Below are 20,035 nucleotides of genomic sequence, written 5' to 3' on the forward strand. Positions count from 1 at the left end.
TCCGGCAAATGTAAGTGCTTGTTGAGCGGCTTCAATACGCGGCAAGCAGCTAATTTTTGGTGTTTCCTAAGCCCGCACTGGCGGCTGGCCACTTACGAGTAAGTAAGGGCAGTTGGGTGTACCTATTCTTAAAAAAGCCTCAACTGTAGCTGCGGGGTAAACTCAGCTCTAGCAAAAAGGAAGCCGCAGTGAGAGTAGCGACGCACACAGTGCCCCAAGCCGCACCGGCCGGGCGAGTAAGCCTGGCGTTTTTACTACTTGCGGTAAGAGAGTAAAACCTTGGTAATCAGCTAGCGTGCCCGTAAATAGCGACCTAAGTCCGAAATGCTGGTTATATTCAGCTCCGAGGCTTGCTGCTGCCGCATGAGTAGGCAATAAGCGTTGTTGAAGCCCAGCGGCGCCCGCCACGCCAGCCCATAGCGCCGCCCAAACTCGGCTTGCACGTACTGAAATACGGCCTCGGGACGTCCGCCCAGCGAGTCGAGCACCGCTGCCGAGGGCTGCAGCAGCACTTGCAGGCCCGTGCCAGTATACTCTGGGTACATATCAATCTGACCGCCGCGCAGAGCTTCAAAGCAGATGGTAGTACCCCCTAAACCGGTTTTGGTGGCTACTCCTAGGTCGGTATTACCCCGGATGAGGGCTGCATACATCTCTAGTAGAATGTACTGCTCGGCAAAAATTTTAGAGCCCAGGCGCACCTCTGGCGCGCCGGGTAGCAGCGGGCGCGGGGCTTTGAGCAAGCCGCGGCGCCGCAGCCATCCTAGGGCCACGGCCTTAGGGTCTTTATGCAGATTATCGACCTGGTAGTTGAGGTTGGTCATGGCCGAGTCGGATAGCTGCCCGCTGAGCTGGTCGAGCACAGGCCCCAGCTCGGGGTGGGCGCGCAGCAGCTCGGGCCGCAGTACCGGCGCGCAGTAGTAGGGTGGCAAGGCATGGCGGTCGTCGCGCAGCACCCGCAGGCCGTAGGCGCGAATACGCCCATCGGTAGAGTATCCGTCTATGACATCAACGCGGCCATCGCGCAGGGCTTCGTAGACTAAGGCCGGGGCTAGTACGCCGTGGGGCAGCTTACCTAGGCCGTAGATGCGGCTGAGGCCCGGCAGGCAGTCGGCCCGTCCCACAAACTCGGGGCTAAAGGCGGCCTGCAATGCCGGCCGGCCACCCTGCGCGCCTATCAGTTGCGGCCCCCAGTAGCCGGCCGCTAGCAGCGGCAGCGCCACCAGCAGCCCAAGGCCTACTGCCCGCAGGCGCCGGGCCGATAGCGCCGCGAGCGCGCCTAGTCCTGCATCGAAGGCCAGTGCCAGCGCGGCCGACGGAATGGCGCCCGCCAGTATCATTACCGGGTTGTTGAGCGAGATGCCTTCAAAAATGAACTCGCCCAGCCCACCTGCCGCCACGTAGGCGGCCAGCGTGGCCACGCCCACATTAATAACCGTAGCCGTGCGGATGCCCGCCATAATTACGGGCAGGGCCAGTGGTAATTCGACTTGGCGAAAAATCTGCCCATCGGTGAAGCCTAGCCCACGCGCCGCCTCTACCACGGCCGGTGGCACGCCCTGGATGCCGGCCACCGTATTGCGAATGATAGGCAGTAGCGAATACAGTAGCAGCGCCACAATGGCCGGCTTCGCCCCAATGCCCATAAATGGAATCAGAAAGCCCAACAACGCAATGCTAGGTACCGTCTGAAGCACGCCAGCTGCGCCTAGCACCGTAGACTGCCAGCGCGGCTGCCTCGTGAGCCATAACCCGATGGGGCCACCCACAGCCACGCCCAGTAGCAGCGCGGCCGCCGTGAGGGCCACGTGCTGGAGCGTTTGGTGGCCCAGCTTGCCGGCTTGCTCGTGCCAGAAAGTAAAAAGGTCGGAGAGGAGGTGCATGATGATTTTTTACCGCGGAGGGCGCAGAAGAAAGCGCGCAGGGTCACAAAAACTGCTTGAATTTTAGCCTAGGGCTTGGCCAAAGGCGGCCAGCAGCTGGCCCCGCGTGATGGCCTGCGGGCGGTCGGTTAGTCGTAAGGCCGGGGCCGCACTAGCGTCCAGTAGCCCCAGGGCCTCATGCACGCTGGCAGTGAACGGGATGATAATTGCATCAGCTGTGGCGGCCGGTTGGCCAGACTGCGGTAGGTAGGGCTGCACCTCGGCCAGCGTGATGCTGCGCAATTGCAAGGCCAATTGTTCGGCCTGGAAAAAGCTGCGCACGAAGTCGCTAGCTGGGCGCAGCAGCAGCTCACGCGGCGGCCCGAGCTGCTGAATCTTACCATTATTAAGCAGCATGATGCGGTCGGCCAGCTCGAAGGCCTCGGTCACGTCGTGGGTCACGAGCACCACTGTTTTGCGGCGCAGCTCGTCGAGCTCCCGAAAGTCGTGGCGTACTGCAGCGCGTGTGATGGGGTCGAGCGCGCCGAAGGGCTCGTCCAGCAATATCACGGGCGGGTCGGCGGCGAGGGCGCGGGCCAGGCCCACGCGCTGCTGCTGCCCGCCCGACAGCTCGGCCGGCAGCATAGGCCCGAAGCGCTCGGCCGGCAGGTGCAGGCGGTCAAGCAGCGCGGTGGTGCGGGCGGCCGTTTCGACCTGGGGCCGACCTAGGAGGCTCGGTACCACGCCCACATTTTGAGCCACGGTGAGGTGCGGTAGTAGCCCCACCTGCTGTATAACGTAGCCAATGCCGCGCCGCAGTTCCTCGGGTTTCTGCTGGCGCACGTCGCGACCATTTATTTCTATCGTGCCGCCGTCAGGCTCGATGAGGCGGTTCAGCGTTTTGAGTAGCGTGGTTTTGCCGCAGCCGCTGGGGCCCAGCAGCACCAGGGTTTCGCCCGCGGCTACTTCAAACGATAAATCATCGACCACCACCTGCGCCCCAAAGCGCTTGGTGAGGTGCGACACGCGGATGACGGGAGTAGGCAAAGGCAAGAAGTAAAAAGTAGCAACGCAAGATATGGAGGTGGTAGCCGGGGTAGCAGCCGGAGCCAGCATCGTCCTAGGTCCTCTTCTGCGACTAGCCTACGGCAAAAGGCCTGGCGCTCTTAACTATTGTATATAAAAGGCCCGCCAGTACTACCTAGGGTACTACCAGCGGGCCTTACTTGTTTAAATAATCCTTGCTGAGCGTGCTATAAGCCAGAGAGAATCGACTTTGTTAGCTCTGTTTAAAGAGAAACGCGCCACCACGCTCGCGCCTAGCGGGCTTAAAAATTCACCTTGGTAATGGCAAAACGCGGCGCAGTGGCCGTGTACGGGTACAGCACGTAAGGTATACCGGCCATGCGGCGAGTGATGGTGGTCGGGCTTACGGCCCCCGTGGCAAAGCTGCCAGTGGGGCGGGTGGTGGCCCAGGCATCATTGCTGACCATTCGGAAAACGGTGCTCTGGCTGCCTGCCACTACTAGTAGCGTATTGTTGTCGAATAGTAGCAGCCCGTCGGCCCCCACCAAGCTCTGGGTGCTGGTCACGGTCGTGAAGCTCGCGGGGTTGGCGAGTGGTACCTTATAGAGGGTGCCGTCGTTGGACTTGGCTACCAGTAAGTAGCCATCGGGGTGGTATACCAAGCCGTTGAGGCCAAAGCCCGTTCCCCCGCTTAGCTGTGAATTTTCCAGAAAAACTGTTGCCACGCCCTGCGCATCTACCTTATAAATGATGGGCGACAGGCTGTCAGTGATGTAGGCATTGCCTTGGTTGTCCACGGCAATGTCGTTGGCGAAGTGGGGCAGGTTGGGCCGCAGGGCCCCTAGGTCAATGTAATTGAGCAGCGCGCCTGTGTTAAGATTGAAAATGGCCAACGCGGCCAGTTTGCGTAGCGTAGTAGATGTCGAGCGGTTATTAGTGTTAGCCCCAGCATCTGACACGGCGGCCAGCAGGCGCTGGCGGGTGGCGTCGAGGTGCAGGCCGATGGTCGATACAAATCGGACATCGTCAGCAAACAAAGTGTAGGTGCTGTCGTCGCGCACGGTGCCGATGCGCCCCTGGGTGCGCGAGCTCACGAAAAAGCGCTGGTTAGCCTGGTCGTACTGAATGCCCTCGGGTGAGAGCGCCTGCTGGGGCACCGTGATTTTGGCGGGCAGGGAGGCCTCGATGGGCTCGCTGTTTTTGTCGCAGCTGGCCAGCAGGCCCAGGACACTTAGCGCCAGGGCTGCCCGGCGTACTTGGCGCGCCCGCAACCCAGGCTGGGCTAATAAGAAAAGAGAACCCATGAACAGCAGGATTAAATGTAGAAAAAATGAAATGCTTGCTTGTACGGCCGCCAGCTTAGAAAGCTGCCTCACCTGCGCCCCGTTCAGTCGGCCTCTACATACCAGGGCGCTAGGGGGTGGCGTTGGGGTGAGGGGCGCCCCGTTCGGTTGGGCCGCATTTTCTTTCTACTTTTGACCACTTGCGGCCCGGCAGCTCGGTTGGGGTCGCCTTCAAGTTCACGCTGCGCTTATTCCATGAAGCAACTTCCCCGGCTCGCGCTGGCGGCCAGCCTAGCGGCGCCGCTCGCGCTGGCTTCTCCCACCGCCCACGCCCAGCAAACTCAGACGTTCACCGCCGCCGAGCGGTATTTTCAGGAAGGCCTCGACCTGTTTGACCGCCAGCAGTACGGCGCGGCCCAGCAGGCTTTCCAGCTGTACCTGCGCCAGGCGCCGCAGCGCGTGAACGAGCAGAGCGGCCCGGCCGACGTGAGCGGCCGCCTCGAGCGCCTGGCCGATGCCGAGTACTATTACGCCGTGAGCGGCCTCTACCTGCTGCACCCCGATGCCGAGGGCCTCATCCTGGCCTTTGCCCAGCAGCACCCCACGCACCCTAGGGCGGCGGTGGCCTACTTCGAGCTGGCCAAGTTTTACTTCGACCAAAAAAACTACGGCCAAGCCCGTGCTTACTTTCTTAAAGTAGCGCCCGCCAACCTCAGCGCCGACCAGCGCGCTGAGTCCGATTTTAAGCTAGCCTACAGCCACTACGAGCTGAAAGAATACGACCAGGCGCGGCTGCTGTTCGACCGCAATAAGAAGCAGCCCGGCCCGTACCGTGCGGCCAGTGCCTATTATGCCGGCTACCTGGCCTACCAGGCCGGCGAGTACCCCGCCGCCCGCCAAGACCTGTTGGCCGCTGCCGACACCGAGCCGTACCGCAGCGCGGTGCCGGTGCTCATTACCCAGATTTATTATAAGGAGGGCGACTACGATGGGCTGATAACCTACGCTAGCCGAGCCTTGCAGCAAACGCCCCCGCCCCAGAGCGCCGACGAGGTGAGTTTGCTGGTGGGCGATGCCTATTACCAAAAGCAAGATTACAAGCAGGCCGGCACGTACTTCGACCAGTACGCCAGCGGTCGCCAGGGCAAAATCGACCCTAGCCTGCAATACAAAATTGGCTTTGCCAATTATAAGCAGGGCGATTATAAGAACGCCATTGCGAACCTCAAGCCCGTGGCTACCCGCCGCGACTCGCTGGGCCAAAACGCCGCCTATCACCTTGGCCTAAGCTACCTGCAAGCCGGTCAGAAAACGGCCGCCCTCCCTGCCCTTGACGCGGCCCGCCAGAGCACCTTGCAAAAGGACGTGGCCGAAAACGCCACCCTGCGCTACGCCCAGGTGCAATACGAGCTCGGTAATCAGCCCGACGTAATTGCGGCGCTCAAGGACTTCCGCCAGAAGTACCCGCGCTCAAAGAGCCAGCCCCTGGTGGACCAGCTACTCAGCGACAGCTTCCTGGCTTCGACCGATTACCAGCAGGCTCTGACCTACCTAGACGGCGTGCAGGACCGCGGCAATACCCTCAACGGCACCTACCAGCGCATCGCCTACGCCCGCGCCGCTATGCTGTATAATGATGGCAAGTACGCTGAGGCCCTGCCACTACTCGACAAGTCCTTGCAGTACCCGCAGGACGATGCCCTGCGCGCCGCCGCCCAGGTGCTGCGCGGCGAAATTTACTCGGTAGGCCAGCAATACCCCGAGGCTATCACGGCCTACGCCGCCGCCGCCCGCTCGGCCCGCGAAGGCGGCGTGGCGGCCGACGAGACGCAGTACGTACAGCTGGCCCGCTACGGCCTCGGGTACGCCTACTACAACACCAAGCAGTACGACAAGGCCCAGCCGCAGTTCAAGGCCTACCTGGCTGACCCCGCCGCCAAGCCCACCGACCCCAACTACTACGACACCACCCTTCGCCTGGGCGACACCTACTACGTGGCCAAGGACTACCAGTCGGCGCTGGCGCAGTACGACAAAGTCATTCAGGCCAACGCGCCCGACAAGGACTACGCCTACTACCAGAAGGGCGTGACCCTGGGGCTGCTCGGCCGTAAAGACGAAGCCGCCACGACGCTCTCGACGCTGCTCAAGGCCAACCCCAACTCGCGCTATGCCGAGCAAGCCGTGTTTCAGCAGGCGCAGCTTGATTTTCAGGCTGGCGACTATGCCCCAGCCGCCGAGGGCTTCACGCGGCTCATTCAAAATCGGCCCAATTCGCCCTTGCTGGCTGATGCCTACCAGCGCCGCGGCGTGGCCTACGCCAACCTCGAGCAGCAGGAAAAGGCCGTGGCCGACTTCCGCAAGGTGCTGGCCGACTACCCGCGTAGCTCGGCCGCACAGCCCGCGTTGTACGGCCTCCAAGAGAGCCTAACGGCCCTAGGTCGCACCGAGGAGGTAGACCAGGCCCTAGCCGCTTTCAAAACCCAAAACCCCGACAGTAAGGCTACCGAGAGCGTCGAGTTTGAAGCTGCAAAATCGCTGTATCTGGCCGAGAAATACAAGCTGGCGTTGCCGCGCCTGCAAGCCTACCTCAAGCAGTACCCCGACAATGCCCTGGCCCCGGATGCCCGCTTCTTCCTGGCCGACTCGTACCTGAAAACCGGCGACAAGGCCACCGCGCTACCGCAGCTTAAAGCTGTGGTGACGGAGAACAAGAGCGAGTTTGTGAACCGCGCCGTGGGCCGCGTGGCCGACCTGGAGCTAGAAAACAAAAATTACCCCGAGGCCATCATCTACTACGGTCGCCTGCGCACCGCCTCATCGAACCGCCGCGAGGTGGCCACCGCCACCCTAGGGCTGCTGCGCAGTTACTATGACAGTGGCGACTTTGCCGGCGCCCGACGCACCGCTACCGAACTCAGCACCCTGGCCGGCGCCACCGCCACAGCTACCAATACCGCCTTGCTCTACCTCGGCAAGGCCGACTACCAGCTCGGCAATCTTGACCAGGCGGCCACTGAATTGGCCGCTACCGTCACGGCCGCGCCCAGCGACGTGACCGGCGCCGAAGCCCAGTACACGCTGGCCGAAGTGCGTTTTAAACAGCAACAATACGACGAGGCCATCAAGGAAGCCTTTAAGGTAAATTCGGCTTATAGCGCTTACGAACTGTGGCAGGGTAAGGCCTTCTTGCTGCTGGCTGATGTGTACACCGCCCAGGGCGACACCTACCAGGCGCGGGCTACCCTGAACTCGATTATCGACAATAAATTCCCGGTTGCGGACATCGTGGCTGGCGCTCGCCAGCGCCTCAACGCCCTGCCCGCCAGCGACGACGCGCCCGCTACGGCCCCCGCCGCGCCGGCCAAAACCACGCCCGTTAAGCCCGCTGCTCCCGCCAAAGCGGCCCCAGCAGCACCTAAGGCTACCGCACCTAAAGCACCGGCCCGCACTCCCGTCACCAAGCCCAGCACCCGCCCCTAACTTGATTAGCACCTCCGATGCGTAAAAATGGTATAATGAAACGTTTAGAAGTGAGTAAATCAAGTTTTAGTGTAAGTGTTCGGCGTTCGCTACTGCTGGCCGCTGGCCTGAGCGGTGCCACCGCCCTAGGTGCCCAGGCGCAAGCCCAGCCTAGCCGCGGCCGGCCGCGGGGTACCATTCAGGACGCCGAGATTGAGATTGTGAAAGACCGGGTGAACACGCTGCCCGAGGCAACGCGCAACTTCGAGAAAATCCGGTTGGCCCCGCCGCCCAAGCCCACCCGTACGGTCACCTACACGTACCCCGATTTTCGGTTGCCCGCCACCCGCCTCAATACCGCGATACCGGTGCTGCCCATCGCGCCCGAGGCCCCGAGCCTGCTCACTGGCAACTACCTCAAGCTGGGCATCGGCAACTATGGCACCGTGTACGGCCGTGCCCACCTGCACTCGACCCGCAACGAGAAGTATAGCTATGGCCTCGACCTGCGCCACCAAAGCTCGGCCAATGGTCCCGTCGATGGCAGCAACTCGGCCACTACCCAGAGCAGCGCCGCTCTTACCGGCGAGGTGTACCAGGGCAACGCTGCCCTAGGGGCCAGCCTCGACTACGGCCGCGAGCGCTACCACTTCTATGGCTATGACGCCAGTAAGCTCACGAGCACGCCCGACAAGGGCAGCATCGAGCAAACCTTCAACCGCTTCGGGGCCCGGGCTTACGCCCGCAACCGCGCCCCCGATGCCGCCATTCAGTACGACCTAGGTCTGGGCTACAAGTACTGGAAGGACGCCTACACGTCGTCGGAAGGCAATTTCTTCCTGGATGGCAAGCTCGGTTACGCGCTCAGCGAAACCAGCAAGCTGACCTTGCAGGGCGAGGCGTCGTTCATCACGGAGAAGGAAGACCTGGCCGCTATAACCCCTCCCGGGACCGTTAGTAACATCAGCCGCACCCGCAACTTTGTGCAGGTGACGCCCGCCTACGAGCTGGCCGGCAAAACAGGCGTTTCGCTGACCCTAGGGGCCACCTTCGGCTATTCGAGTGAGCCCAACACCGTGCCCGGCGGCAGCACCGACCAGCTCAACGGCGTGCCCAAGACTGCCGTCTACCCGGCCGTGCGCATTGGCTACGCCTTGGTACCGGAGAAACTCCAGATTTACGGTGGCCTAGGGGGCGCTTTGCAGCGCGTGACGCGCTACGACCTCACGCAAGAAAATCCCTGGTTAGCCCGCGGCGCCAGCCAGACCGTGGCCGACGCCCACCAGGGCGTATCGGTGTATGGCGGCTTTACGGCAGCTCCGGCCAGTGGGCTCGAAGTGGCGGCCCGCGCCACCTTCAGCCGCTCGCGCAACCTGTACTTCTACCGCAACTCGCTCACCGATACCACCAAGTTTGACCTGGTGTACGACCAGGAAAGCATCGGCGTAGCCAACGTGCATGCCGAGGTGCTCTACAGTGCCGCCGAAAAGGTGCGGGTAGGCCTCAAGGCCGACTTCAACCACTATGGCGTGAAGAACCTGAACCAGGCGTTTGGGCGGCCGTCGTTCATCGGTACGCTCTACGGCACGTACAATGCCACCGACAAGCTGTTACTCGGCGCCAACCTCTACTATTATGCGCCTAAATACGGCATCGGCTACCTCACCAACCTCGTGAATGGCATCCCCGTTCAGGAGGTCATTAGCCGCCAAACTAACTCCGTCGTAGACCTTAGCTTGCGCGCCGATTACCGCATTACCCCAAAATTCAGCATCTTTGCAATGGGGAACAACCTCACCAACCGCCACTATCAGCGCTACCTGAACTATCAAAGCCAGGGTATCAATGTGATTGGCGGCGCCGCCTACAGCTTTTAGCCTTAATGGTTAATGGTTAATTATCAATGGTTAACGCCGTTGATATGCTGCCATTAATTAACCATTAACAACTAACCATTAACCACTAAAAAATGAACCTTTCCGACCACCTGCGCCCACTACTCCGCGAGCACGACTGCGTGATAATTCCGGATTTCGGGGGCCTCGTGGCCGAGTATGCACCGGCCCGCGTGCAACTCGCCGGCCGGCACCTACTGAGCCCACCCACCCGCCACGTGGCCTTCAACCAAGCCCTGACTCGCAACGATGGCCTGCTGCTTGATGCCCTGCGCCAGCACCTAGGGCTCTCGGCCGCCGAGGCCCGCGAGCAGCTGCGCCAGGCCGTGGCCGCGCTGCACCAGGAGTTGCAAGCCCAGCAGCGTATCGAGCTGCCCGGCGTTGGTGTGTTTCGGCAGTTGGCGGGCCGCGGCTTGCAGTTTGAATACACTGGCACCGAAAATCTTTTTGCGGCCGCCTACGGCCTGCCCGAGCTTACGGCGCACCCCATCGCTGTCATTGACGCTCGCCAAGCTCGCGAGCAGCAAGCGCAGCTAGTACCACGCCTGCGCTCGGCCGCTACTCGCAGCAACCGTGTGTCCCTAGTCGTGGCGGTCAAACGTGGGGGAATCATTGGGCTGGCTGCTGGGGTAGTAGCAGGGATTATCTCCTTCCTGTCTCTACATCCGCAGGTGGTGCCCGTGGCCTGGCAAGGCTACCTGCCCCGCTGGGAGCAGTTGAGCACCGCGCCCGTGCCGCAGCAGGCTGCCTTTGCCACCGCGCCGCTCAGCGCGCCAGCCACACCAATTGCGAAGGCTTTCGAAGAGAAAGTTGAAATGCCAACGGTGATACTCAAAACTGTGCCCGTACCCGCCGCTGAGCCAGCAGCGGTAGCACCAAAACCAGCCACTGCCAAGCCCGAAGTAGCAGTCAAGCCTGTGGTAGCGGCAGTAGCTAAGCCCACGGTAGCCGCAGCGGCCAAGCCCGCTGTTAAGCCTGTTGTGAGTGTGAAAGATAGCAAAGCCTTAATGGTGGCTCCGGCCGTAGCTAAAGCCACCGCTGCTGTGGCTAGCCCGGCCAAAGCAGCGTCTTCGTCGACTCCTACAATTAAAGCGCGGACTGGTCGTTTCTACATCGTGGTGGGCGCCTACACTTCGCTGGCTGGTGCGCAACGCGGCCGCCAGGGCGTGGTGCACGCCGGCCGGCCAGCGCCCATGACTAAGATTATCGCGCCCTTCCCCGGCACGAATAAGTACCGCATTTCGGCCGCCGACTTTGCTACTTATGGCGAGGCGCTGGCCGCTGCCGCACAGCTGCGCCAGAACCCGCATCTTGACAAAGGCCTGTCTGTATTTCCATACTAAGCAGGGCCAGCGGCCGGCCTTCTAGCGGCTGGCTGCTCCATGACTACGCTTCTCAAGTCACTGGCCAGTCGCTGGTGGCTAACTGCCTACTTTCCCTCCCGCTGAATGTCCGTTTTTCTGCTGCAAGCCGGCCCTGCCCTCACTACCGTAGCCACCGACACGGCCGCCGCCCACGCCAATGCCATGGCCAACGCGGCCCCGGGCCTTTCGCTTATCGACCTGATACTGAAAGGGGGCTGGATAATGCTGCCCATCTTCGCACTGCTCATCGTCTCGATTTACATCATTGCCGAGCGCTACCTCACTATTCGTAGCGCGGGCGGCAACCCCGAGTCGTTTATGACGGGCATTCGCTCCTTGATGGTGAAAGGGGACTTGCAGGGTGCCAAGCTTTACTGCGCCCAGAACCCGTCGCCGCTGGCCCGCATGGTAGAAAAGGGCCTGCGCCGCATCGGGCTGCCCATAACCGAGATTGAGGCTAGCGTCGAGAACGTAGGCAAGATTGAGATTGCCCGCCTCGAAAAGAACATCAGCATCCTAGGTATCATCGCGGGCATTGCGCCCATGCTGGGCTTCGTAGGTACGATTATCGGCGTTATTAAAATCTTCTACGCTATCAGCAGCAGCGGCGAGTTTGGCATTACCCAGATTGCGGGCGGCCTTTACACCAAGATGGTAACCTCGGCGGCCGGCCTCATTGTGGGTATTATTGCCCACATTGGCTACCACTGGCTCAGCATCTTGGTCGAGCGCATGGTTTTCCGCATGGAAAACTCGGCCATCGAGTTCATGGACATTCTTCAGGATAATTAAGAATTATGAATTAAAAATTATGAGTTGATTTTGCTGCAGTAGCGGGTCAACTCATGATTCATAGTTTTTAATTCATAATTCAAACGCAGTGAATCTCTCCCGCCGCCGCCACGCTTCTTCGCACGTCGAGACTAGCTCGATGAACGACATCATGTTCTTCCTGATGTTGTTCTTCCTGATTGTGTCTACGATGGTGAATCCCAACGTTATCAAGCTGCTGCTGCCTAATGCCAAGAGCAGCAAGCAGGTGATGAAGCAGCCCATTACGGTGAGCATCAACGCGGCCGGTGAGTACTTCGTCAATAAAAAGCCTGCTACCGCCGCTACACTCGAGTCCGAACTGCGGGCCCTCATCCCGGCCGACGCGCCCGCCGAAGCCCAGCCCACGGTAGTGCTGCGCGTAGATGCCGGTTTGAACGTGCAGAAACTGGTAGATGTACTCGAAATTGGTAACCGTCTAAAGATGAAAATGGTAATGGCAACGCAGTCGCAGCAAGCCGCGGGAAAATAGTAAAGCCGTAGTTGCTATGCTGAGCTTGCGAAGCATGTTGTCACCGCTGATTTTAAGTATAAATAAGTAGTAGTTGAGCATTGCGAACGCGATAAGTTGCTTCGCAAGCTCAGCATGACACAACAAACTATGGCCCTCGACTATCCCGAAGAGCACCGGCGCGAAGCCCTAGGTATCACGGCGGCGGTCGTGCTGCTGCTGGCGCTCGTGTGCTTCTTTTTGAAGTTTAGCGGCCCCAACCCCCCGCTAACTACCCTAGGTGGCGATGGCGTGGAGCTGAACTATGGCCTCGACGAGGCCGGCTCGGGCGATGTGCAAACCATGGCCGCGGCCAACGCCTCGCCCAACCGCGAAGACTCGCGCCCCGCCGCAGCCCAGCCCGACCCTACACCGCAGCCAGTGCAGCCACGTGTAGAAGCTACCCCTGCGCCCCAACCCGAAACCCAGGAAAAAGTAATCACCAGCGAGGCTGAGGACGCTGAAGTGGCCGCTCCACCCGTGGAGAAACCTGTCGCGAAGCCCGCGCGGCCCGTCGAGCCCGTGCGCGAAACGCCCGCGCCCCCCAAGCCCCGCGAGCAGCCCCGGGCCCTATACACGCCTAAGGGCAGCGCCAATGGCACGGCCGGCGGCAACGGGGTAGCAGGCACCAGCAATGCGCCCACGGGCAATAGTAATGGCGACCGCCCTGGCACCGTAGGCGACCAAGGCGACCGCAACGGCTCGCTCGATGCCAAGGCCCTCTATGGAGCGCCAGGTAGCGGCGGCAGCGGCTCGCGCCCCGGTAGTGGCGGCGGGGGCGGCCTCGAAATGAGCGGCTGGCGCTTCGACAGCACGCCCGTAGTCGAGGCTGTGGACGATAACCCTGGCGTCATCCGCTTTAAGATAAAAATCAACAGCGACGGTGAAGTAGAAGCGGTGACCAAGGTGTCGGGCAACGTGTCGCCGGCCCAAGAAAAGCTCTGCCGCGATAAGCTGCTCGACGCCAACTTTGTAAAAACCAATGCGGGTGCGGGCGGCGCTACAGGCTTTTATACCTTCCGTTTCTCGGTGCGGTAGTCGGAAAAAGTGAGTAACCAAAAAGGAGCAATGAACAGCTGCTGGAGACCAAATCCAGGTGCCGTTCATTGCTCCTTCTTTATTGATAATTAAAAATGACTTATCAAGAAACACTAACTTGGTTGTACGCACAACTGCCCATGTACCAGCGGGTAGGGGCTGCAGGCTTCAAGAAAGGCTTGGGCAACACCGAGGCGCTGGCCGCAGCCCTAGGGCACCCCGAAGCTAAGTTTCGGAGCGTGCATGTGGCGGGCACAAATGGCAAGGGTTCATCGTCGCATATGTTAGCGGCAGTGCTGCAAAGCGCCGGCTACAAAGTGGGCCTCTACACCTCGCCACACCTACGTGAGTTCACCGAGCGCATTCGAATAAACGGGCAGGAGTTGGCCCCAGACTACCTGGTGAGCTGGGTCGAAAACCACCGCCACTTGTTCGACGAGATTCAACCCTCCTTTTTTGAGATGTGCGTGGCGTTGGCCTTCGATTACTTTGCCGCCGAGCAAGTCGATGTGGCCGTGGTGGAGGTGGGCCTAGGTGGGCGGCTCGACTCCACCAATATTATTACGCCGCTGGTGTCGCTCATCACCAATATCAGCTACGACCACCAAGCTATGCTAGGCAACACCCTGCCCGAAATAGCGGGAGAGAAGGCGGGCATTATTAAGCCCGGCCGCCCGGTGGTGGTGAGCCAAAGTCAGCCCGAGGTAAAAGCGGTTTTTGAGCAAAAGGCGCAGCAGGAAGGAAGCCCGCTGCTGTTTGCCGATACGCGCTATGCAGTGCAGCTGGCAGCTGGCGAAGCTCCAGCCGCCAGCCTAGGTATGCAGCTTGTCGATGTACTACGCGACGGACAGCCCTACTTGCAAAACGTAGCGCTGGGCTTGCTTGGCGACTACCAGCGGCTGAACCTGCCCGGCGTGCTGGCCGCGCTCGATGAGCTGCGTATGCAGGGCTACACTATTACTGAGGATGCCTTGCGCCAAGGATTGCGCGAGGTGACGCGCCTCACGGGCTTGCGTGGGCGCTGGAGCATCCTAGGGCAGCGCCCGCTGGTGGTAGCCGACACGGGCCATAATGAGGCTGGGCTACAGCTGGTGCTGGCGCAGCTGGGCCGCGTGCCACATCAGCGCTTACACTTGGTCATTGGCACTGTCAATGACAAGGATGTGACGAAAGTGCTGGCCTTGCTGCCCCGTGAGGCTACCTATTATTTCTGTCAGGCCGACATACCGCGCGCCCTGCCGGCCGCCGAGCTGGCGGCGCTGGCCCAGGCTGCCGGGCTTACGGGCCAGACCTACGGGCCAGTACCTGCGGCGGTAGCAGCGGCTCGTGCCGCAGCAGGGCCCGACGATGTGGTCTTTATTGGAGGCAGCACCTTTGTGGTAGCCGAGGTAGCCGAATTGTACGAGTAGGGCAGTCCGGCTAGCTTTGCGCCCTAGCGACCCGCGCTAGCGTGCTCTGTCCATGAACTTTCTGCATCGTCATTACGCCACACTGGTGCAGCACCGCTATAAGCTGTTGCTGGTGAGCTTATTGGTGCTGGTGTTAGGTTCGGGACTGGCGCCGGCGAGCGTCGACCCGCGCCTATTTGCGACGCTGCTGCTGCAGAATATGGCGGTAGGAGTGCTGGTCTTTTGGGAAGAGCGGCCGCTGCTACTCATCGGCTGTCTTCTGGCGGTGCTAGGGCTCGAAATCGGGGCGCAGGTGTGGGGCTGGCCGGCCGTGCGCGGCTTTACGGGGGTGGCGTACAGTATCTTCTGCTTTGCTATTACGCTGCGCATCTTCCGCAAGGTGCTGCGAACCAATAAGGTCACAACGGAGCTGCTGGCGGCTACTATGTGCGGCTTTGTGCAGCTGGGCATGGTAGGCACGTTCCTATTCGTGTGCATCGACCTGTGGCAGCCTCAGTCTTTTGCCAATGTCGTGTCGGGGCCGGGCAATGTGCAGCCCCTCAATTACTTTAGCTTCATTACCCTGCTCACCGTGGGCTACGGCGACATTGTGCCCGTGAGCAATGTGGCCCGCAAGGCCACCATCTTGCTGGGCCTAGTGGGACACTTCTACGACGTGTTCGTTATCAGCGTCATTGTGGGCAAGTACCTAGGTGGTGGCACCGCGCCCGCGCCGCCCCAGCCCTGAAACCTAGGCGCCGGGCGTAGTTTTGCGGCCTTTCTGCTCATTTTCGCTTTTTGCCCCGTGCCTCGTATTAAACTCCAGCGCTTTGCTGAAAACGCCAACCGCCCCGACATTATCGAGCCGGGCAAAGAAAACTTTGGCCGCTTAGCAGGCAATTGGGCCGCTGATTTCTTTCATAACGCCCAGCCGCTGGTGCTCGAAGTGGGCTGTGGCAAAGGCGAATACACCGTGGGTTTGGCCCAGCAGCACCCCGAGCAAAACTTCCTGGGCCTCGACATTAAGGGCGAGCGCATCTGGCGGGGTAGCACCCGCGCCGAGGCCCTAGGTCTCAGCAACGTAGGTTTTCTGCGCATTCTGGCGCACCAACTTGCCGACCACTTTGCGCCCGGCGAGCTCAGCGAAATCTGGATTACCTTTCCCGACCCGCGGCCGCGCGACCGCGACATCAAGCGCCGCCTCACGGCCCCGCGCTTCTTGGACTTGTACCAGCGGCTGCTGGCGCCCAGTGGCGTGGCCCAACTCAAGACCGACAGCGAAGGTCTGTATGACTATACCCTCGAAGTGCTGGCGGCTCGGCCCGGTGCCACCATTGAGGTAGCTACTCGCGACCTCTACGCCGAAACCGACCCCGCTTTTGCCGCTGCGCAGGCCATCCAGACGCACTTTGAGGGTAAGTACCGCGCCGTGGGCGTGCCCATCAAGTACGTGCGGTTTCGGCTCGGCTAAGCAGCCAGTTCTATCTTAGGGCCACCTATGGAGCCCGCTATTCTCGACACCCTGCCGCTCTTTCCGGAGCTAGACCGCCTCTTGCTGGAACTGCTGCGGAGTTTGGACCCCGCCGACTGGGAGCTGCCCACCGTGGCTGGCCATTGGCGGGTGCGCGATGTAGCGTTGCACCTGCTCGATGGCAATTTGCGCAGCGTGTCGATGCTCCGCGATGGGCATTTTGCCGGTCCTGGCCCCGCTAGCGCCGCTCCGGCTGATGTGGTAACCTATCTCAACCAGCTCAATCAAAGCTGGGTGGCGGCCACCCAGCGCCTGAGTCCGGCCGTGCTTATTGACCTGCTAGCTCATAGTGGACCACCTTACTACGAGTACCTAGCCACGCTCGACCCGCAAGCGCCGGCCACCTTTGCCGTAGGCTGGGCGGGCGAGGCCGAGTCAACCAACTGGTTTCATATTGCCCGCGACTACACCGAGAAGTGGCACCACCAGCAGCAGATTCGGCAGGCCGTGGGGCAGGAGGCCGCGTTGTATGAACCAGCGCTGTATCACCCTTACTTGGCAACGAGCGTGCGGGCCTTGCCCCACCGGCTACATCATGTAGCCGCGGCTCCCGGCGAGCGGGTGCGCTTTGAGGTCACGGGCCCCGGCGGGGGCTGCTGGGTACTGCACCGTGAGGCCGCTGGCTGGGCACTCGGGCTCGAAACTGCGGCCGACTCGGCCAAGCTACCGGCTCGAGCACACGTAAAAGTGGCCGGACCCGTAGCCTGGCGGTTATTTTCCAAGAACATCAGCCTGGTTGAGGCGCTGCCTTTTGTCGAGCTAACCGGTGACCAGCAGCTGGGGCAGTGGCTGCTGGGCGCAGTAGCCGTGATGGCCTAAGTCGGCCTAGATTGAGACCCTAGGGCTATACTTCCTCTAGAACTTCAAACACAGCTTCCAACTCCGTGAAGTCGCGTAGGCCAGGCTTTATTTCGTCGCCGCCTTCGAGGATAAGGCCAGTGGGCCGCACAAACTGAGCGAGGCGTTGGGCTTCGGCCGGTGTGTGCAGGCCACCCACCCAAATGGCTGCCTGCCGGGTGAGGCCGTACCAATAGGCTGTGTCGAGCGGCTCGGTTGAGGGTAGAGACGTGAAGAAGGCAAAGCCCTGCGGCAGCGCCGTGCTGAGGTCAGCAATGGCGGCAGTGAAATAATGCTGGTCGGTGATGACGGCCGGCGGCACCTCAACCAGCGCCGGCACGGCCAGGCCTTCGGGAAGTGTCTGGCGGCTGCGGTCGAGGCGCAGCAGCACGCTGGTGAGGCCGCACTCGGCCACTAGCCGGTTGATTTCGGGACTGGGCACGTTGCCAAACTCGCCAATCAGCTCCACCCCAGCCACCCAGCCAGCCAGCTCCTTCACGGTAGCCGCATCGACGGCGCCCGGCAGGGTAGGGTCGAGGGTGAAAATGAGGCCGTCGGCGCCCATGCCGGCGCAGTAGCGGGCGTCGGACAAATTATTGATGCCGCGCACGAGCACGGGAAGAGCTAAGGACATGTAACAGGTAGCAGTTAATAAGGGGCAGCCTAGTAGCTGAAGCGGCTAGGCTGCCTGGCAGTGCAAAGTTGCGGCTAAAGGAACATTTACCAGCAGCCTGTTACTATTAGCAGCCTTCTCTTCAGGCATGGGCTGCTAACCGGCAACTGGTAATTGAGAAAGGAAGTGGTACCTTTGTATTGGCGCCAGCCGGAACATTCACCTCCCTGGGTGGCTTGCCGATTTAATGGAAAATACTCCAACCAAAGGCCGCGTCCTCGTGGCCATGAGTGGCGGCATCGACTCGTCGGTGGCCGCCGTGCTGCTGCACGAAGCCGGCTACGAAGTAGTGGGCATGACGATGAAAACCTGGGACTACGCCAGCGCCGGCGGCTCGAAAAAAGAAACCGGCTGCTGCTCGCTCGATAGCATCAACGATGCGCGCGACATTGCCGTGCGCCTAGGTTTCCCGCACTACATCATCGACATCCGCGACGAGTTTGGCGATTTTGTCATTGACAACTTCACCGAGGAATACCTCGCTGGCCGCACCCCTAACCCCTGCGTGCTTTGCAACACCCACATTAAGTGGGATGCCTTGCTGCGCCGCGCCGACATGCTGGGCTGCCAGTACATTGCTACCGGCCACTACGCCCAAATCCGGCAGGATGCCGACACCGGCCGCTACGTGGTAAGCAAAGGCCTCGACGAAAACAAGGACCAGAGCTATGCGCTGTGGGGCGTGACGCAGCAGAGCCTGAGCCGCACACTGTTCCCGCTGGGGGCTATGCGCAAAACCGAGATTTACGACGAGGCTCGCCGCCGCGGCTTCACCGCTTTGGTCAACAAGCCCGAGAGCTACGAAATCTGCTTTATCCCCGACAACGACTACCGCGGCTTCTTGCGCCGCCGCGTGGCCGGGCTGGAAGAGCGCGTGGCGGGCGGCCGCTTTGTGCTAGCCGATGGCACTGACCTAGGGCGGCACGAGGGCTACCCGTTCTACACCATCGGGCAGCGGAAAGGGCTGGGCATCGCGCTGGGCTTTCCGGCCTACGTGGTAGCCATCCGGCCCGAAACGAATGAAGTGGTGCTCGGTAATTATGACGAGCTAGCGAGCTCATTTACTACCGTCCACAAGCTCAACATGGGCAAGCTCGGTAGCCTCGAAGGCCGCGGCTTGGTGCCCGCCGTGGTGAAAGTGCGCTACCACCACGCGGGCTCGCCGGCGTTTTTAGAGCAGGTAGAAGATAAAATCAACATCTACTTCACCGAGCCAGTGCACGCCATCACGCCCGGCCAAGCGGCCGTGTTCTACGACGGCGACGATGTACTGGGTGGCGGCTGGATTACGCGCCACGTTATTGGTGAAGTGCCGCAGCCAGCCGCAGCGGCAGCGCTGGCTTAAGCGGTTTGACTAATGTTAAAGAGGAGTTGATGCGCAGCTGAATTGCGCGTTAACTCCTCTTGTTTTAGCTATCAGCTGAATAATGTAGCTGTGAAAAGTACCCTAGGTTGCCCGGCGGCTTAGGGGTGAGTGCGAGCTAGTTGCTAGCTTTGCTCCGAGCCTAGGGCAGCTTCGGCCTAGGTGTTTAGTTAATGCTATTCTATCGTGCTATGATGCTACGTTTTCGCTATTCATTCCTGTCTAAGGCACTGAGTGTCGCTGCTTTGCTTGGGACTGGAGCTCTATTAGAAGGCTGCCGCCACGAGTCGGTAGTGCCTACGCCAGCCGTTGATTATTATCCGCTAGAGGTAGGCACCTACCGCACCTACGCCGTGAGTGATACGGTGTGGAGCAAGGGCGTGGCCACACCCGCCAACTACCAATTTCGGGAGGCCGTGACCGAAAAGTTTACTGATGCGGCTGGCCAAACGGCCTACCGGGTGCTACGCGCCCGCCGCGTCAGCAGCAACCAAGCTTGGTCTGATGACAGCGTGCTAGTGGTGCAGCAGCAGGTGCAATCTATTCTGATGACGCGCGACAACGTGCGCACCATCGAGCTTATTTACCCGGTACGGGCTGGCAAAACCTGGAAAAAATATGCCTTTACCACCGAACGCGCCGACAGCGTGCGCGCCTTCGATGCCAATGTCGAGCAGCCCTTCACCACGCCCGGCGCCACGCCCAAGACCTACGCTACCACTGTCATTGCGCGCGACCAACAGCCCATCGAGGCCAACGATGGCCTACTGCGCCGAGGCGGCAATCTGCAAGTATTTGCCCAAGGCGTAGGCCCGGTGCTACGCCGCCGTTACGCCTACGAAACATTTTACACCACTTCCAATGGCGCTTCGGTTATTACGCCCGCCGTTATTCAGGTGGGCCGCTCGCGCCTAGAGGTGCTCATCGACAGCGGCAAGCTTTAGGTGGCTACGTTGCCTTATCAGTAATACTGATAATACTGAAACGACCTG

The 20,035-nt window shown here is 60.9% G+C and carries 16 protein-coding genes; 12 read left to right on the top strand and 4 right to left on the bottom strand.

Features of this window, described 5'->3' with window-relative positions; genetic code table 11:
* Positions 1 to 290 precede the first annotated feature (290 nt).
* The 3 genes from FNT36_RS00990 to FNT36_RS01000 form a co-directional block, all read right to left on the bottom strand.
* Positions 291 to 1,883, bottom strand: a complete 1,593-nt coding sequence (locus FNT36_RS00990; RefSeq protein ID WP_144843085.1) for an ABC transporter permease/substrate-binding protein — start codon at positions 1,881 to 1,883, stop codon at positions 291 to 293.
* Between the two features lie 63 nt (positions 1,884 to 1,946).
* Entirely contained in the window at positions 1,947 to 2,909 is a 963-nt protein-coding gene (locus FNT36_RS00995; protein ID WP_317129587.1) for an ABC transporter ATP-binding protein, read from the bottom strand.
* Between the two features lie 281 nt (positions 2,910 to 3,190).
* Positions 3,191 to 4,192, bottom strand: a complete 1,002-nt coding sequence (locus FNT36_RS01000) for an SMP-30/gluconolactonase/LRE family protein (RefSeq protein WP_144843089.1) — start codon at positions 4,190 to 4,192, stop codon at positions 3,191 to 3,193.
* A gap of 234 nt (positions 4,193 to 4,426) precedes the next feature.
* Here FNT36_RS01000 and FNT36_RS01005 point away from each other — a divergent pair, with 234 nt between their 5' ends.
* The 10 genes from FNT36_RS01005 to FNT36_RS01050 all read left to right on the top strand — a co-directional run bounded on the left by FNT36_RS01005 (position 4,427) and on the right by FNT36_RS01050 (position 16,989).
* The gene (locus FNT36_RS01005) at positions 4,427 to 7,654 is read left to right on the top strand and encodes a tetratricopeptide repeat protein (protein WP_144843091.1); all 3,228 of its coding nucleotides are present in this window, start codon (positions 4,427 to 4,429) and stop codon (positions 7,652 to 7,654) included.
* A 35-nt stretch (positions 7,655 to 7,689) separates the two neighbouring features.
* A complete protein-coding gene (locus FNT36_RS01010; RefSeq protein ID WP_144843093.1) occupies positions 7,690 to 9,510 on the top strand; it encodes a TonB-dependent receptor in 1,821 nt (606 codons plus the stop codon).
* A 92-nt stretch (positions 9,511 to 9,602) separates the two neighbouring features.
* A complete protein-coding gene (locus FNT36_RS01015) occupies positions 9,603 to 10,871 on the top strand; it encodes an HU domain-containing protein (protein ID WP_144843095.1) in 1,269 nt (422 codons plus the stop codon).
* A gap of 105 nt (positions 10,872 to 10,976) precedes the next feature.
* Positions 10,977 to 11,684 (top strand): MotA/TolQ/ExbB proton channel family protein, encoded by a 708-nt coding sequence (locus FNT36_RS01020; RefSeq protein ID WP_144843098.1) that lies wholly within the window; start codon positions 10,977 to 10,979, stop codon positions 11,682 to 11,684.
* An 88-nt stretch (positions 11,685 to 11,772) separates the two neighbouring features.
* Positions 11,773 to 12,195, top strand: a complete 423-nt coding sequence (locus tag FNT36_RS01025) for an ExbD/TolR family protein (protein ID WP_144843100.1) — start codon at positions 11,773 to 11,775, stop codon at positions 12,193 to 12,195.
* Positions 12,196 to 12,309: 114 nt separating this feature from the next.
* On the top strand, positions 12,310 to 13,251 hold the full coding sequence (locus FNT36_RS01030) for a hypothetical protein (RefSeq protein WP_144843102.1): 942 nt from the start codon (positions 12,310 to 12,312) through the stop codon (positions 13,249 to 13,251).
* A 95-nt stretch (positions 13,252 to 13,346) separates the two neighbouring features.
* Complete coding sequence (locus FNT36_RS01035; protein ID WP_144843104.1) at positions 13,347 to 14,660, top strand: bifunctional folylpolyglutamate synthase/dihydrofolate synthase; 1,314 nt, start codon at positions 13,347 to 13,349, stop codon at positions 14,658 to 14,660.
* A gap of 52 nt (positions 14,661 to 14,712) precedes the next feature.
* Positions 14,713 to 15,387 carry a potassium channel family protein gene (locus tag FNT36_RS01040; RefSeq protein WP_144843106.1) on the top strand — a complete coding sequence of 225 codons (675 nt, stop codon included), beginning with the start codon at positions 14,713 to 14,715 and terminating at the stop codon, positions 15,385 to 15,387.
* 57 nt (positions 15,388 to 15,444) lie between these two features.
* On the top strand, positions 15,445 to 16,110 hold the full coding sequence (trmB, locus tag FNT36_RS01045) for a tRNA (guanosine(46)-N7)-methyltransferase TrmB (RefSeq protein WP_144843108.1): 666 nt from the start codon (positions 15,445 to 15,447) through the stop codon (positions 16,108 to 16,110).
* 27 nt (positions 16,111 to 16,137) lie between these two features.
* Entirely contained in the window at positions 16,138 to 16,989 is an 852-nt protein-coding gene (locus FNT36_RS01050) for a maleylpyruvate isomerase N-terminal domain-containing protein (RefSeq protein ID WP_144843111.1), read from the top strand.
* Positions 16,990 to 17,014: 25 nt separating this feature from the next.
* Here FNT36_RS01050 and FNT36_RS01055 read toward each other — a convergent pair whose 3' ends face one another.
* A complete protein-coding gene (locus FNT36_RS01055) occupies positions 17,015 to 17,641 on the bottom strand; it encodes a beta/alpha barrel domain-containing protein (protein ID WP_144843113.1) in 627 nt (208 codons plus the stop codon).
* A 226-nt stretch (positions 17,642 to 17,867) separates the two neighbouring features.
* Between FNT36_RS01055 and mnmA the strand changes: the two genes are divergently transcribed.
* A complete protein-coding gene (mnmA, locus tag FNT36_RS01060; protein WP_144843115.1) occupies positions 17,868 to 19,025 on the top strand; it encodes a tRNA 2-thiouridine(34) synthase MnmA in 1,158 nt (385 codons plus the stop codon).
* A 209-nt stretch (positions 19,026 to 19,234) separates the two neighbouring features.
* Positions 19,235 to 19,987, top strand: coding sequence for a hypothetical protein (locus FNT36_RS01065; RefSeq protein ID WP_144843117.1), 753 nt, complete (start codon positions 19,235 to 19,237; stop codon positions 19,985 to 19,987).
* Positions 19,988 to 20,035 lie beyond the last annotated feature (48 nt).

The organism is Hymenobacter setariae, assembly GCF_007713685.1.
Lineage (GTDB): Bacteria > Bacteroidota > Bacteroidia > Cytophagales > Hymenobacteraceae > Hymenobacter > Hymenobacter setariae.

Coding starts and splice junctions, on each gene's coding strand:
- FNT36_RS01020 (WP_144843098.1), top strand. CDS start 10,977: ATGTCCGTTTTTCTGCTGCAAGCCGGCCCTGCCCTCACTACCGTAGCC.
- FNT36_RS01010 (WP_144843093.1), top strand. CDS start 7,690: ATGAAACGTTTAGAAGTGAGTAAATCAAGTTTTAGTGTAAGTGTTCGG.
- FNT36_RS01035 (WP_144843104.1), top strand. CDS start 13,347: ATGACTTATCAAGAAACACTAACTTGGTTGTACGCACAACTGCCCATG.
- FNT36_RS01040 (WP_144843106.1), top strand. CDS start 14,713: ATGAACTTTCTGCATCGTCATTACGCCACACTGGTGCAGCACCGCTAT.
- FNT36_RS01065 (WP_144843117.1), top strand. CDS start 19,235: ATGATGCTACGTTTTCGCTATTCATTCCTGTCTAAGGCACTGAGTGTC.
- FNT36_RS01015 (WP_144843095.1), top strand. CDS start 9,603: ATGAACCTTTCCGACCACCTGCGCCCACTACTCCGCGAGCACGACTGC.
- FNT36_RS01055 (WP_144843113.1), bottom strand. CDS start 17,641: ATGTCCTTAGCTCTTCCCGTGCTCGTGCGCGGCATCAATAATTTGTCC.
- FNT36_RS01005 (WP_144843091.1), top strand. CDS start 4,427: ATGAAGCAACTTCCCCGGCTCGCGCTGGCGGCCAGCCTAGCGGCGCCG.
- FNT36_RS00990 (WP_144843085.1), bottom strand. CDS start 1,883: ATGCACCTCCTCTCCGACCTTTTTACTTTCTGGCACGAGCAAGCCGGC.
- FNT36_RS01000 (WP_144843089.1), bottom strand. CDS start 4,192: ATGGGTTCTCTTTTCTTATTAGCCCAGCCTGGGTTGCGGGCGCGCCAA.
- FNT36_RS01050 (WP_144843111.1), top strand. CDS start 16,138: ATGGAGCCCGCTATTCTCGACACCCTGCCGCTCTTTCCGGAGCTAGAC.
- FNT36_RS01030 (WP_144843102.1), top strand. CDS start 12,310: ATGACACAACAAACTATGGCCCTCGACTATCCCGAAGAGCACCGGCGC.
- mnmA (WP_144843115.1), top strand. CDS start 17,868: ATGGAAAATACTCCAACCAAAGGCCGCGTCCTCGTGGCCATGAGTGGC.